Consider the following 12,077-nt stretch of genomic DNA (forward strand, 5'->3'; position numbering starts at 1 on the left):
CATCAACATAGCACGGCGGCGGCGCGCGCGCACCGGGCCCGGACCGGTGTCGGCCAGCCCGCACGAGTACGGTCACCCGCATGCCGAACCTCCCCGACCAGACCGGACGCCGCATCGTCGTCACCGGGTCCAACAGCGGCACCGGGCAGGAGGCCGCCCTGCGCCTCGCCGGAGCAGGCGCCAGCGTCGTGCTCGCCGTCCGTAGCACCGAGAAGGGCGAGACCGCCGCCGCCGGCATCCGCGCCGCCCACCCCGCAGCCGACGTGGAGGTCCGCGAACTCGACCTCGCCGACCTGGCGAGCGTCCGCCGCTTCGCCAGCGGCATCGTCGACGAGGAACGTCCGATCGACGTCCTGGTCAACAACGCCGGCGTGATGGCCCCGCCGGAACGCTTCGAGACCGTCGACGGCTTCGAGCTGCAGTTCGGCACGAACTTCCTCGGCCCGTTCGCCCTGACGAACCTGCTGCTGCCGTCGCTGCTCCGTGCGCGGACGCCCCTCGCCGACGGTCCCCTGGCCGAGGCACCCCGGGTCGTCACGATGTCGAGCCTCGCCGCGATCCCCGGCCGGATCCGCTTCGCCGACCTGCAGTGGGAGCGCGGCTACAACGGCTGGCGCGCCTACGCGCAGTCGAAGCTCGCCGACCTGTTGCTCGCACTGCACCTGCACCGCCTGACCGTCGAGGCCGACGTACCCCTGGTCAGCACCGCTGCCCACCCCGGCTACACCCGGACGAACCTGCAGGCCGCAGGGCGCTCGCTCGGTCGGTCGAAGCCGGTGCGGTCGAGCAACCGCGCCCTGCCGTTCACCCAGGCCGTCGAGCAGGGCACCGAGCCGCTGCTCTACGCGGCCGTCGGGCCGAACGCCGTAGGAGGCGCGTACTACGGCCCCTCGGGTCCGTTCGGCATGACCGGTCCGACCACCACCGTGTCGATCCCCGGGTCCGCGCGGAGCGCCGACCTCGCCCGCTCGCTCTGGGCAGTCGCCGAGGACCTCACCGGGACGCGCCCGCCGCTCTAGCAGATACGCCGGCGTCTCGCCAAGACGCCGGCGTCTCGCCAGGACGCCTCCAGCTCCACGAGACGCCGCTGAATCCGGAGGCGTCTCGCGCACCTGGCGGCGTCGAACGGGCACGCCGGCGTCTCGCGGGAGGCCCGGGGCGGGTCCGGCACGTCGCCGGCGTCAGGCGCGGTGCAGCTCCACCGACCCGTCCAGCTTCCCGGGTTCGGTCAGGCGGGCGTGCTGCAGGACGGTGCGGCCCGGCGCGATCGCCGCGGCGACGATCGACAGGGTCGTCATGTGTCCCTCGGCCTCGTGCACGTCGCGGAGGATCGCGTCGGGGTGGTCGCTCGGCAGCGCCGCGGACTCCGCCAGCACGCCGAACCAGCCGCCCCAGCCGTCGCCGGCGTCGCCACCGGAGTCCACGGCGCGGAGTTCGTCGAACGGGCCGAGCACCGGCGGGCCGGCCGGGGCTTCGACCGCGCGGAAGGCCTCGAGCCACCGACCGATGCGCGGCGCCGCGGGGTCGTCGGCCGCACCGTGCGTGACCATGTGGACGCCGGGGCCGAGGTCGGTGGTGCGGACCTGTTCGCCGTCCCAGGTCAGCACCGAGGCGCCCTCGGCCGTGGCGCGCACCAGGTTGAAGGCCCGCGTGGTCGGCAGCGTGCCGTCGTGTCCGGGCAGCCGGTCGTCGGCGACGGCGTCCACCGGCACCACCCCGCGGGTCGTCCACGTGCCGTCGATGCTCGTCACGGGCTCGGCGCGGTTGAGCACCACGGCCAGGCCGGCTCGGTCGGACGCGGCGAGCCACGCACCACCGGCGGAGCGGTCACGGACTCCACGGAGGTCCGGGTCCCGGTCCGGCCACCAGGCGGCGGGCGGGTCCCACGGGCGCTCGGGCGACTCGTCCCGCAGGGCGAGCACGGTGACGGGCCATGCAGCCCCGGGGTCGACGCGGACGACGACGGTGCACATGCCGTCGATCCTCGCACGTGGCCCCGGTAGCGTGAGCCAGGTGAACGCAGCAGCAGAGCGCACCCTGACCGTCATCGTGGGGATCACCGGGGGCATCGCCGCCTACAAGGCCGTCGGGGTCGTCCGCGACCTGGTCAAGCGCGGCCACGACGTGCACGTCGTCCCGACCGAGGGCGCCCTGCGCTTCGTCGGGCTGCCGACGCTCGAGGCCCTCAGCCGCAACCCCGTCACCACGAGCGTGTGGGACGACGTCGCCGAGGTCCGCCACGTCGCGCTCGGTCGCCGGGCCGACCTGGTCGTGATCGCCCCAGCCACCGCCGACTCGTTGGCGCGGATGGCGCACGGCCTGGCGAGCGACCTGCTCGGCACGACGCTGCTCGCGACCGAGGCACCCGTGGTGGTCGCCCCGGCGATGCACCCGCAGATGTGGGAGCACCCCGCGACCCGTGCGAACGTCGCCACGCTGCGTGACCGCGGCGTCCACCTGGTGGGCCCGGTCGTCGGCGCACTCACCGGCGACGATGCGGGCATCGGTCGGATGGCGGAGCCCGAGGACATCGTCGCCGCAGCGCTCGCCGTGCTCGACCAGCACCCCGCACCGGCCGGCCGCCGCAGTGCGGACACCGGCACCGCGTCCAGCACCGGGGCCCGTGGTGAACAGGGCGACCTGGCCGGCGTCCGTGTCGTCGTCAGCGCGGGCGGCACCCGCGAGCCCTTCGACCCGGTGCGGTTCGTCGGCAACCGTTCGAGCGGCCGCCAGGGCATCGCGATCGCCGCCGACGCCGTCCGTCGTGGCGCGTCCGTGACCCTCGTCGCCGCGAACGTCGAGGGCTCGCTGACCGCCGGGCTGGACGTGACCGTGGTGCCCGTCGGGTCCGCGCTCGAACTCGCCGAGGCCGTGCACGCCGCCGCCACCGAAGCGGACGTCGTCGTGATGACCGCCGCCGTCGCCGACTACCGTCCCGCCGAGGTGCTCACCGAGAAGCTCAAGAAGGACGCGCAGGGCGAGCGCATGACGCTCGAGCTGGTGCGGAACCCGGACGTGCTCGCCGACCTCGTGGCGGCACGGCGGACCGGGCAGATCATCGTCGGGTTCGCCGCCGAGACCGAACCCGACCGCGACGCGCGGATCGAGCTCGGGCGCGCGAAGATCAGCCGGAAGCCGGCGGACCTGCTCGTCGTGAACCATGTCGGCTGGTCGGCCGGCTTCGAGCGCGAGGAGAACGCGATCGAGGTCCTGGTGCCCGGTGGCGAGGTGGTCCGCGAGACCTCCGGCACGAAGGCCGAGGTGGCGACCGCGGTCCTCGACCTCGTCGCGACCGCCCTGACGTGAATGCGCACTGACGTGAATGCACACTGACGTGGATGCGCACTGACGTGAGCAGCGTCTCCGGCTGCTTCCGAGGACGAGCGGGCACGATGGGGCGCATGCGACGACGTGAGCGGATCAAACGTGCCAACCGCACGGCCACCATCCTGGCGGTGGCCCTCGGCGCGGCGGGCACCATGCACTTCCTGCGCCCGACCCACTTCGACCGGATCGTACCGGAGGCCCTGCCCCCGCGGCTGACCACGCTGGCCTCCGGGGTGGCCGAGCTGGGCATCGCCGCCGGGCTCGCGTTCCCCGCCACCCGCCGAGCCTCGGGCTGGGCGGCGGCGGCGCTGTTCGCGGCGGTGTTCCCGGCGAACCTCAAGATGGCGAACGACCTGCTCGACCATCCCCGCTCGAGCCGGGCGATGCGGCTGATCGGGGTCCTGCGGCTCCCCCTGCAGCTGCCGCTGGTCCTCTGGAGCATGCGCGTCGGTCGGCACGCACCGAAGCCGTGACCCAGCCGTCGTGGACCCGGGCGGCGGTGCCGTTGCTGCACCGCCCGGTCACCCAGCACGCCTGGGAGGACATCGTGTTCGCGCACTGGCGGCACGACCCGGCGTCGCTGCAGCGGCTCGTGCCCCGCGGGACCCGTCCGGACGTGGTCGACGGCAGCGCCTGGGTGGGGCTGTCGGCGTACGTGTTCCGGGAGACCCGGGTACCGCCGTTCCCCTCTGCCGGGCGGCTCGGCACCATGACCGAGGTCACGATCGAGGTCCTCACGGTGGACGACCAGGGGCGGCGCGGGGTGACCTACCGCACGGTCGACACCGCGAACGTGCCCGCCATCGTGGCCGCGCACGCACTGCTCGGCGTGCCGTACACGTTCGCCCACGCACGTTCCCGTCGCCGCGGTGACGCGGTGGCGCACCGGTCCGTCCGGCACCCGACCCGCGCGCTGCACCCGGTGGTGTGGGCGCGGTCGCTCCGGCAGGAACGCCCGACCGGTGCGGTGCGGCCGAAGCACGCGGCCTCGGTGCGGGTGACCGCCGGCGAGGTCGTCGACACCCCGCTGGCCTCCGAGCTCACCACCCGCGCCGGCATCCACGCGCGGTACCTGGCGCAGACCCTGTTCTGGCAGCGACAGCACCCGGTGCTCACCACCCGTTCGGCCACGCTCGACCGACTCGAGGGCGACCTGCCCGACGCCGTCGGCATGCCGGGGTTGTTCGACCGGGCGCCGGACTCCCTGCTCGTGGTCGACGGCACGACCGTCCGGTACGGCTGGGGCGGGGTCGTCCGGTGACGCACGAACAGCCCCGCGCACAGGCCGACGACCCGTTCGACCTCGACCGCTTCGTCCGGGCCCAGCAGGGCGTGTACGACCTCGCGCTCGACGAACTCCGCCGGGGCCGGAAGTCGTCGCACTGGATGTGGTTCGTGTTCCCGCAGCTGGCCGGTCTGGGGCGGAGCGCCACGGCCGTGCGCTTCGCGATCACCGGCGTGGACGAAGCCCGCGCCTACCTGGCGCACCCGGCGCTCGGGCCCCGCCTGCTCACCGCGGCCGACGTCGCACACGACGCCCCCGCCCGCTCCGCCGACGCCCTGCTCGGGGGCATCGACGCGGTGAAGCTCCGGTCGTCGATGACGCTCTTCGCCCGGATCGCGGCCGACCCGGGGCCGTTCGTCGCCGTGCTCGACCGCTGGTACGACGGCGCCGAGGACCCGGCCACGCTCCGCTTGCTCGGAGAGCGCTCGGAACACGAGTGACGCACGCGACGCACGACCCACGACGCATGACGCACGACGCACGACGCACGTGACCGGCATCTGAACGTCGACACTGACACGCGCTGAGCCGACCGCAACGCCGTTGTCATATCAGGTACGGTGATGCGAGCACGTGCGATGTCGACCGTGCCCGTTCGCCCGGCGCCCCGACGCCGCCGCCCCCGAAGGAGAACGCATGCCGGTCCCCCGCAGCGCCCCGACCGAGCACCAGCTGCTCCGTGACACCGTCCGCCACAAGATCCACGACGCGATCATGGACGGCACGCTCCTGCCCGGGGAACGACTGAACGACGACGAGCTCATCTCGTGGCTCGGCGTCTCCCGGACGCCCATCCGCGAGGCCCTGAGCCAGCTGTCCCGCGCCGGCCTGATCGAGATGGCCCCGAACCGGTACACCCGTGTCACCACGCCGGACCCCGCCGAGGTCGTCGAAGCGATGCAGACCCTCGGCGTGCTGTTCGGCGGCGTGGTCCGGCTCGCGGTCCCGCGCCTCGGTTCGGCGAGCCGGAAGAAGATCCTGGCCCAGCTCGACAAGACGATCACCGAGCTCGAGGCCCACGAGGTCGCCGCTGTCAACCACGACGCCCTCGACGTCTTCGCCCTGTACGTCGCCAAGTGCGGCAACGAGAACCTGCAGCGCGTCTGCCGCGACACGATGGACGGCCTGGCGTTCCGGTTGCGCCTGCCGAACCTCGACGAACTGGTCGACTGGGACCGGATGACCGAGGACTTCCGGCGACTCCGGGCGGCGACCGAATCCGGCGACAACGTCACGGCCGAGCTCGCGACCGAGGCGATCCACCAGCTGCCGGGCGAGAAGCACTGAGTCCACCTGTACTCCCGTACAGGAACCGTCCGTCTCGCGCACGCGAGGCGGGCGGTCGACGTTCCACGGGCCTTCCGGTCGGCGGCCCGGCCATGCGCGTGACGCTCCCAGTCCCGGGGCCGCGCGGACCGATAGCATCGCTGGCGACCACCTGAACCAGGCACCCGGAGCAGCACATGAACCCCCGCCCGACGGACCGTACCGAGGTCGCCGCACGCCTGGCCGCCGCGGTCGGTCGGATCAACCGACGGGCCCGCACCGACTCGGCCTCGCTCGGGTACGGCATCGTGTCGGCGCTCGCGTCGATCCAGCGGCACGGACCCCTGCGCCCCGGCGACCTGTCGCGGATCGAGGTGGTCACGAAGCCCACGATGACCCGCATCCTGACCGAGCTCGAGCAGCGCGGCTTCATCCAGCGCGAGGCCGACCCGCGCGACGGCCGGGCGTTCATGGTGACGGCCACGCCGGAGGGCATCGAAGCGGTCGAGCAGGCCCGCGCGAACCGCACCGGGATCGTCGCCGAACTCATCGCCGAGCTCGACGAGTCGGACGTCCAGGCGATCGCCGGCGCTCTGGCCGCGCTCGAGCGTGTCGCCCAGGGCGAGCACGCCCAGGAACCTCACACCTTCTAGGCCTCGTAGGACCGTTACCGAACCGTTACCAAGTGGTGGACGGACCGTTCTGCCAGCGTTCCTGGACGCGCTGCCCAGTCTGACCGGTCATGGTGTCGGCTCCGCCTGACCGCGGCCACCCCACGGCTGCTCCCGGCGGACGGACGGGCCCCACACCACCGTCCGGTCCTCACCGGCTCGAGGACTCCTCGTCGTCGCCGACGGTGTCACCGACACCGCCAGCCTCCGGCGTGCCCGCACGACCTCGGTCGCGCGAGCGGGAGTCCCTCCCCCACCGAGCCGCCGACCTGCGGAACCGATGCGACACACCCCTGAGCTCCCCACCACGACGGCCTCGACCCGACGTGAAGCCCTGAACACCCCCACCCGCCGGATGCGCCGGGCCCTGCGGCACCGCGCGACGCTGATCGCCGGCGGTGCAGCGGTCCTGGCCGTCGCCGGTGGCGCCCTGACCGTCGGCACGCAGCCCGCCATCGGCGAGGCCCTCGGCATGCCGACCGGCACTCCGAGCGCCTCGGCGAGCGCGGAGCCCGCCCTGCGCGGCACCGCGCTCGACCGCGCCCAGGCCGCCGCCACGATCACCACGGCGAAGACCGTCATGCAGACCGCGAACCACAAGGTCGACACCTCGGCGCTCGAACAGCGCGTCGACGCCCTGAGCGACTACCCGGACCTGTCCGGCGCTGCGCTGACGAACCGGATCTCGACGACGGTCGCGTCGGCCACCGACGTCGCGCAGGCGAGCGCCACGCAGGACAAGCGGGACGTCGACGCGAAGGCCGCAGCCGCAGCGAGGGCCACAGCCGAGCGGAAGGCCGCCGCCGAGGCAGCGGAGGCCGCCCGGAAGCTCGCCGCCGGCAACACCGTCGCCGGTGCGAAGGCCACGGCGACCTCGCTCGCGTCGTCGGAGTACGGCTGGGGTGCCGACCAGTTCCAGTGCCTGGACAACCTGTGGACCAAGGAGTCCGGCTGGAACTACCAGGCCGTCAACGCGAACGGCGGCGCGACCGGCATCCCGCAGGCGCTCCCCGGCTCGAAGATGGCCACGATCGCCGCGGACTGGCGCACCAACGCCACCACCCAGATCACCTGGGGCCTGCAGTACATCAGCTCGGCGTACGGCACCCCGTGCGCGGCGTGGGGGCACTCGCAGGCGAACAACTTCTACTGATCGGCGCGGTCGCGACGGCGACCGGCAGACGGACGGGAGGCCCGTGGCGGATCCGCCACGGGCCTCCCGTCCGTTGCGTGGTCGCGGTCAGCCCACCCACGCGACGCGCACGTCTGCGCGGGTGGGCAACGGACCCGCCCGTCGCGCCGCTCGTCGCGCCTGCTCCTCAGAGTGACCGGCGGAGGACGACGGACGCCTCGGGGGTGTTCACCCGGAACGCGAAGGTCTCCTCGACGTACATCGTGACGTCGACGGCGTCGTGGCCCAGGTAGCCGAGGGCCAGGTCCTCGCCGACGGTGAACACGAAGTCCCCGCCGCGCTGACTGATCAGCAGCGACTCGTCGATGCCGGGCGCTCGCTCGACCTGACCGCCGGTGATGCCCTCGAGCTGCTCACGCAGGGGCGTGCCGGCGTCGTCGGTCTCGACGATGTCCGCCCAGTCACGGGGGCTGCACGCCAGGGCGTACGGCCCGGCGACCCCGACGTCGCGGAGTGCGGCGACCGCAGCGGTGACCGCGGCCCGGAACGACGCCGGCGAGCCGTCGTGCGACTGTGCGGGCTGGGTCGACGCGTGGCCGGCCCCGGTGATGCCGCCCTCCGGCCACCCGCGCAGCGTCGCCCGGTTCTCGTGGGCCGCGAGCCGCAGCACGGCCGCGTCGAGGTCGCCCAGGTCGACGTCGGTGGCGCCGCGGGAGGAGTCCACGAGCTCTTCGAGCGCGACGGTGAAGGTCGCACGGACCTCGCAGAGCGGCAGGACCCGGCGTCGCCGTGCGGTGATGCCGTCGGCGACCCCGCCGGTCACCGCGTCGGTGCGGCCGAGGTCGACCGAGGACCACTGCCAGCCGCGCGGTCCGTCGAAGTCGACGATGCGCCGTGCGGCGAGCGCCAGGACCAGCCGGTCACGGGCCTCGGCGTCGAGCACCGCCCAGGTGTCGTCGCCGAACGGTGCGAGTTCGCGGAGGAGGTGGTTCATGGCGTGTGCCCTTCCGTGCTGCGGAGTGAACCGATGCCGAGACCGGGACCGGTGGCGTCGGGAGCCGCCACCACGGACGGCGACGGTGCTGCCGCGAGCGCGGCGAGGTCCACCAGACGATCGCGTGCGGGGGCGAAGAACGTCGCTCCGGTGATCGCACGTGAGAAGTCGAGCAGCCGGTCGTACGTCCCGGGAGGATCGCCGACGAACATCCGTTCCAGCATCCGTTCGAGCACCCAGAGCTCACCGCTGTAGCCGATGAAGTAGGTGCCGTACTCCCCGCTGCCGGGTCGACCGAAGGGCATGTTGTCGCGGAGGACGTCGTGCTCGACCCCGTCGTCGTCGACGATGGTCGCGAGCGACTTGTGCGACGGCCGGACCTCGGTGGCGCTGTCACGCTCCACGTTGTCCGACTTCGACCGGCCGATGATGCGTTCCTGCGCGTCCGTCCCGAGGGCGTTCCACGCCGCCAGGTCGTGCAGGTACTTCTGGACGACGACGTAGCTGCCACCGGCCCAGTCCGGGTCGTCCGCGCCGACGAGTGCGGAGGCAGCCAGGTCCTGCGCGACCGGGTTCGCCGTGCCGTCCACGAAGCCGAGCAGGTCGCGGGTGTCGAAGTACCGGAAGCCGCTGACCTCGTCGACCACGGTGACGTGGTCCCCGAGCGCGGCGAGCAGCAGGCGTTCGAACTCGAAGCAGACGTCGGTGCGTTCGCCCCGGATGTGGAAGAGCAGGTCTCCTCCGGTGGACGGCGCCGAGTGGACCGGCCCGGTCAGTGCGGGGAACGGGTGCAGCGCGTCCGGGCGGGCGTGCGGCGAGAACCGGTCCCACGCCACCGCCCCGATGCCGACGACGCAGGACAGGTGCGCGTCGAGGTCGCGGAACCCGACCGTCTTCAGCAGGCCGTCGAGGTCGCTGAGGACGTCGCGGACCGCGGCGAGGTCGTCGTCGTCCGGCCCGACGTCGAGGGTCAGGAACACCGCCGAACGGGACAGCGGTGCGTCGACGCTCTGCGCGTCGATGGGGACGCGGCTGCCCGGTGCGCCGGGCATCAGGGTGCGCCGTGGACGGAGGCCATGGTGTCCGCCTTTCCTCCGCAGCCGTCCTGACGGTGCGGTTCGGTGCCGTGGGGTGTCTCCCGTCGAGCATCGCCACCCGGTGCCCCGTCACGCCTGAGTCGGATGACCCGCTCCGCAAGGGGGGATGCCCGGGCGACCACGGGGTGATGTGGTGACCGCGTCGTCGTCGCTAGCGTCCGGAGCAGCCGCCACGGGCCTCCCGGGCGGCGCAGTCGACCGACGATCCAGGAGCGACGATGACGATCAGCATCTCGGACGCACGACCGGCGCACGACGACGGCATCGGGCGAGCGCTGCGATCGCCGTCCGGCGGCACCGATCCCTTCGTGGTCGTCACCGGACCGGACGCGTCCGCCCGGGCACGGGCGCTCGCGGACATCACGGACGCCGCCCGGGCGGACGGCCACACGGTCGTCCGGTGGCGTGCGGTGGGCGGTGACCCCGTCATCGAGGCAGCGTCGCTGGCCCCGTGGCTCGCCCTCGTCCGGGCGCACGACGCCGGGGCACCGGGACCCACCCGCAGCGTCGTGCTCGTCGAGGACTTCGACGTGCTCGACGAGGACGCCAGGACCGTGCTGCACGACCTGCTCGCCGCACTGGCGCGGGACCTCGGGACGGTCGTGGTGGTCGCGGTGCGCGAGGGCCGGGCCCTGGCCGGATCGGGCACCCGGCTGCCGTCGGCCGACGTCTCCGTCACGGTCACGGCGGCCTTCACCGGCGACTTCGGTCTCGTCGACACCGAGGCCGAACGGGCCGTCCGCCGGGGCACCCGACCCGATCCGTCGCTGGTGGCGGCGGTCGAGTTCGCCCGGGCGGTCCGGTCCGGTGACGTGCACGCCGGCAGGCGGAGCGTCCTGGCCGCGCTCGGGGAGTCCGACCGGGCGGGCGCCGACGACGTCCTGGTCGCGACGCTGCACGTGCTCTGCTACCTGGGCGGGCACGACTCCTGGTGGGACGAGGCGCTGGCGCTGACCGCCGACCGCGACCTCGACCCGGTGCTGCGGCTCGTCGAGGACTGCGTGGACGGCTCCGGCCGGACCGAGCACGAGCGTGCCGCGCTGTACCGCGAGGTGCAGGCATCCGCTGCCGACACGCAACCGTGGAAGGCCGTGGCACTGCACATCGCGTGGACGCTGCTCGACTCGACGGATCCGCGCCGGGACCACGTGGAGACCGTCCTCCGGCGAGCAGGCGACGCCGGGCTCCTCGGCTACTTCAGCTCGTGCCGTGCCGCCGTGACGCACTACCAGGCCGGGCGGCTCGACGCGGCGCGGGCGGCGTTCGACCACGTGCTCCGAGCGGCCGAGCGCTGGCAGGCCGGGACGCTCGTCGCGCTGACCGAGGCGCTGCAGGCACTGGTGCTCTCCGTGCAGGGCGAGCCGGAGCAGGCGGCACGGAAGTCCGACCGCGCAGCACGGTGGGCGGCGCAGCACGGCACGCCGCTGGTCGCCCGGGCTGCGGAGCACGCCCGCTCCGCGCTCGACGTCGCGACGGGACGGTTCGAGGAGGCCTACAGCCGCTCGGCGACGCGACCGGGCAGGGCGGGGCGGTGGCTCGAGAGCAGCTACGGACCGATCGAGCTGCTCGACGCGGTGGAGTCGGCTGCGCGGCTCCGCCTGGCCGACCACGGTGCCGCGCTGGTGGCCCGGGCAGAACGGGCGTTCACCGACCAGCCGACCCCGCGCCGCTCCCTGGTGCTGCTCGCCTGCCGAGCGGTCGTCGACGAGACGCACGGAGCCCGCGCCCTCTTCGAGGACGCGCTGGCCAGCGTCGACGGCGACGTCTCGCCGTTCGAGGTGGCCCGCGTCCGCCTGGCCTACGGCGAGTGGTTGCGTCGTGGGATGCACGCACTGGAGGCCCGGGGCCAGTTCCGGATGGCGGCGCGCGCCTTCGAGGTGCTCGGTGCCGGTGACTGGCAGGCCCGCGCGGAACGCGAGCTGCGCGCAGCCGGTGCCGCCCGTCCGCTGCCGACGGCGCTGGAGGCGGTCGACCTGAGCGAACAGGAACGCCGTGTGGCGTCGCTCGCCGCGGCCGGGCTGACCAACAAGCAGATCGCCGGGCAGCTGTACCTCTCGCCGCGCACCGTGAGCGGGCACCTGTACCGGCTGTTCCCGAAGCTCGGCGTGACGACACGGGCCGGACTCCGGGATGCGCTCCTGCGACTGGGAGGCGACGGGACGGACGCCGCCCGGACGTGACCCTGTCAGGGACACCCTCGCCTGGTGTCCGCCCCGTGGGCCCCGGATGCTCCCGCCGTCACCCGCGACACCCCGGGCGGACGACCCGGGAGCGTCACCGGAACCCGTCGCCGGGGTAACGGCAG

The 12,077-nt window shown here is 73.7% G+C and carries 12 protein-coding genes; 9 read left to right on the forward strand and 3 right to left on the reverse strand.

Annotation, left to right across the window (positions count from 1 at the left end; translation table 11 throughout):
• Positions 1-80: 80 nt before the first annotated feature.
• Positions 81-1,019 (forward strand): SDR family oxidoreductase, encoded by a 939-nt coding sequence (locus DEJ03_RS03125; RefSeq protein WP_027466280.1) that lies wholly within the window; start codon positions 81-83, stop codon positions 1,017-1,019.
• 162 nt (positions 1,020-1,181) lie between these two features.
• Here DEJ03_RS03125 and DEJ03_RS03130 read toward each other — a convergent pair whose 3' ends face one another.
• On the reverse strand, positions 1,182-1,973 hold the full coding sequence (locus DEJ03_RS03130; RefSeq protein WP_181422583.1) for an NRDE family protein: 792 nt from the start codon (positions 1,971-1,973) through the stop codon (positions 1,182-1,184).
• Positions 1,974-2,037: 64 nt separating this feature from the next.
• Here DEJ03_RS03130 and DEJ03_RS03135 point away from each other — a divergent pair, with 64 nt between their 5' ends.
• The 7 genes from DEJ03_RS03135 to DEJ03_RS03165 all read left to right on the forward strand — a co-directional run bounded on the left by DEJ03_RS03135 (position 2,038) and on the right by DEJ03_RS03165 (position 7,702).
• Positions 2,038-3,306, forward strand: a complete 1,269-nt coding sequence (locus DEJ03_RS03135) for a phosphopantothenate--cysteine ligase family flavoprotein (RefSeq protein ID WP_110863494.1) — start codon at positions 2,038-2,040, stop codon at positions 3,304-3,306.
• Positions 3,307-3,401: 95 nt separating this feature from the next.
• Positions 3,402-3,800, forward strand: a complete 399-nt coding sequence (locus tag DEJ03_RS03140; RefSeq protein WP_175330805.1) for a hypothetical protein — start codon at positions 3,402-3,404, stop codon at positions 3,798-3,800.
• A complete protein-coding gene (locus DEJ03_RS03145; RefSeq protein WP_181422584.1) occupies positions 3,797-4,588 on the forward strand; it encodes a YqjF family protein in 792 nt (263 codons plus the stop codon). The genes DEJ03_RS03140 and DEJ03_RS03145 overlap by 4 nt, the downstream gene beginning before the upstream one ends.
• Complete coding sequence (locus DEJ03_RS03150) at positions 4,585-5,052, forward strand: DUF1810 domain-containing protein (protein WP_110863455.1); 468 nt, start codon at positions 4,585-4,587, stop codon at positions 5,050-5,052. The genes DEJ03_RS03145 and DEJ03_RS03150 overlap by 4 nt, the downstream gene beginning before the upstream one ends.
• 196 nt (positions 5,053-5,248) lie before the next feature.
• Positions 5,249-5,899, forward strand: a complete 651-nt coding sequence (locus DEJ03_RS03155) for a GntR family transcriptional regulator (protein WP_110863456.1) — start codon at positions 5,249-5,251, stop codon at positions 5,897-5,899.
• A 176-nt stretch (positions 5,900-6,075) separates the two neighbouring features.
• The gene (locus DEJ03_RS03160; RefSeq protein WP_027466277.1) at positions 6,076-6,531 is read left to right on the forward strand and encodes a MarR family winged helix-turn-helix transcriptional regulator; all 456 of its coding nucleotides are present in this window, start codon (positions 6,076-6,078) and stop codon (positions 6,529-6,531) included.
• 298 nt (positions 6,532-6,829) lie between these two features.
• Entirely contained in the window at positions 6,830-7,702 is an 873-nt protein-coding gene (locus DEJ03_RS03165; protein WP_110863457.1) for a hypothetical protein, read from the forward strand.
• A gap of 166 nt (positions 7,703-7,868) precedes the next feature.
• Here DEJ03_RS03165 and DEJ03_RS03170 read toward each other — a convergent pair whose 3' ends face one another.
• Both DEJ03_RS03170 and DEJ03_RS03175 read right to left on the reverse strand, forming a co-directional pair.
• Positions 7,869-8,675, reverse strand: coding sequence for a family 1 encapsulin nanocompartment shell protein (locus DEJ03_RS03170; protein ID WP_110863458.1), 807 nt, complete (start codon positions 8,673-8,675; stop codon positions 7,869-7,871).
• Complete coding sequence (locus tag DEJ03_RS03175) at positions 8,672-9,727, reverse strand: Dyp-type peroxidase (protein ID WP_110863459.1); 1,056 nt, start codon at positions 9,725-9,727, stop codon at positions 8,672-8,674. Before DEJ03_RS03175 ends, DEJ03_RS03170 begins: the two co-directional genes overlap by 4 nt.
• 263 nt (positions 9,728-9,990) lie before the next feature.
• On the opposite strand from DEJ03_RS03175, the gene DEJ03_RS03180 reads away from it, so the two are divergent.
• Entirely contained in the window at positions 9,991-11,952 is a 1,962-nt protein-coding gene (locus DEJ03_RS03180) for a LuxR family transcriptional regulator (protein ID WP_110863460.1), read from the forward strand.
• Positions 11,953-12,077: the final 125 nt, after the last annotated feature.

The sequence above is a fragment of the Curtobacterium sp. MCLR17_043 genome (assembly GCF_003224215.1).
Lineage (GTDB): Bacteria > Actinomycetota > Actinomycetes > Actinomycetales > Microbacteriaceae > Curtobacterium > Curtobacterium flaccumfaciens.

Bases quoted from the DNA above. Each gene is read 5' to 3' on its own strand.
- DEJ03_RS03160 (WP_027466277.1), top strand. From the start codon at position 6,076: ATGAACCCCCGCCCGACGGACCGTACCGAGGTCGCCGCACGCCTGGCC.
- DEJ03_RS03125 (WP_027466280.1), top strand. From the start codon at position 81: ATGCCGAACCTCCCCGACCAGACCGGACGCCGCATCGTCGTCACCGGG.
- DEJ03_RS03130 (WP_181422583.1), bottom strand. From the start codon at position 1,973: ATGTGCACCGTCGTCGTCCGCGTCGACCCCGGGGCTGCATGGCCCGTC.
- DEJ03_RS03170 (WP_110863458.1), bottom strand. From the start codon at position 8,675: ATGAACCACCTCCTCCGCGAACTCGCACCGTTCGGCGACGACACCTGG.
- DEJ03_RS03140 (WP_175330805.1), top strand. From the start codon at position 3,402: ATGCGACGACGTGAGCGGATCAAACGTGCCAACCGCACGGCCACCATC.
- DEJ03_RS03165 (WP_110863457.1), top strand. From the start codon at position 6,830: ATGCGACACACCCCTGAGCTCCCCACCACGACGGCCTCGACCCGACGT.
- DEJ03_RS03175 (WP_110863459.1), bottom strand. From the start codon at position 9,727: ATGCCCGGCGCACCGGGCAGCCGCGTCCCCATCGACGCGCAGAGCGTC.
- DEJ03_RS03155 (WP_110863456.1), top strand. From the start codon at position 5,249: ATGCCGGTCCCCCGCAGCGCCCCGACCGAGCACCAGCTGCTCCGTGAC.
- DEJ03_RS03180 (WP_110863460.1), top strand. From the start codon at position 9,991: ATGACGATCAGCATCTCGGACGCACGACCGGCGCACGACGACGGCATC.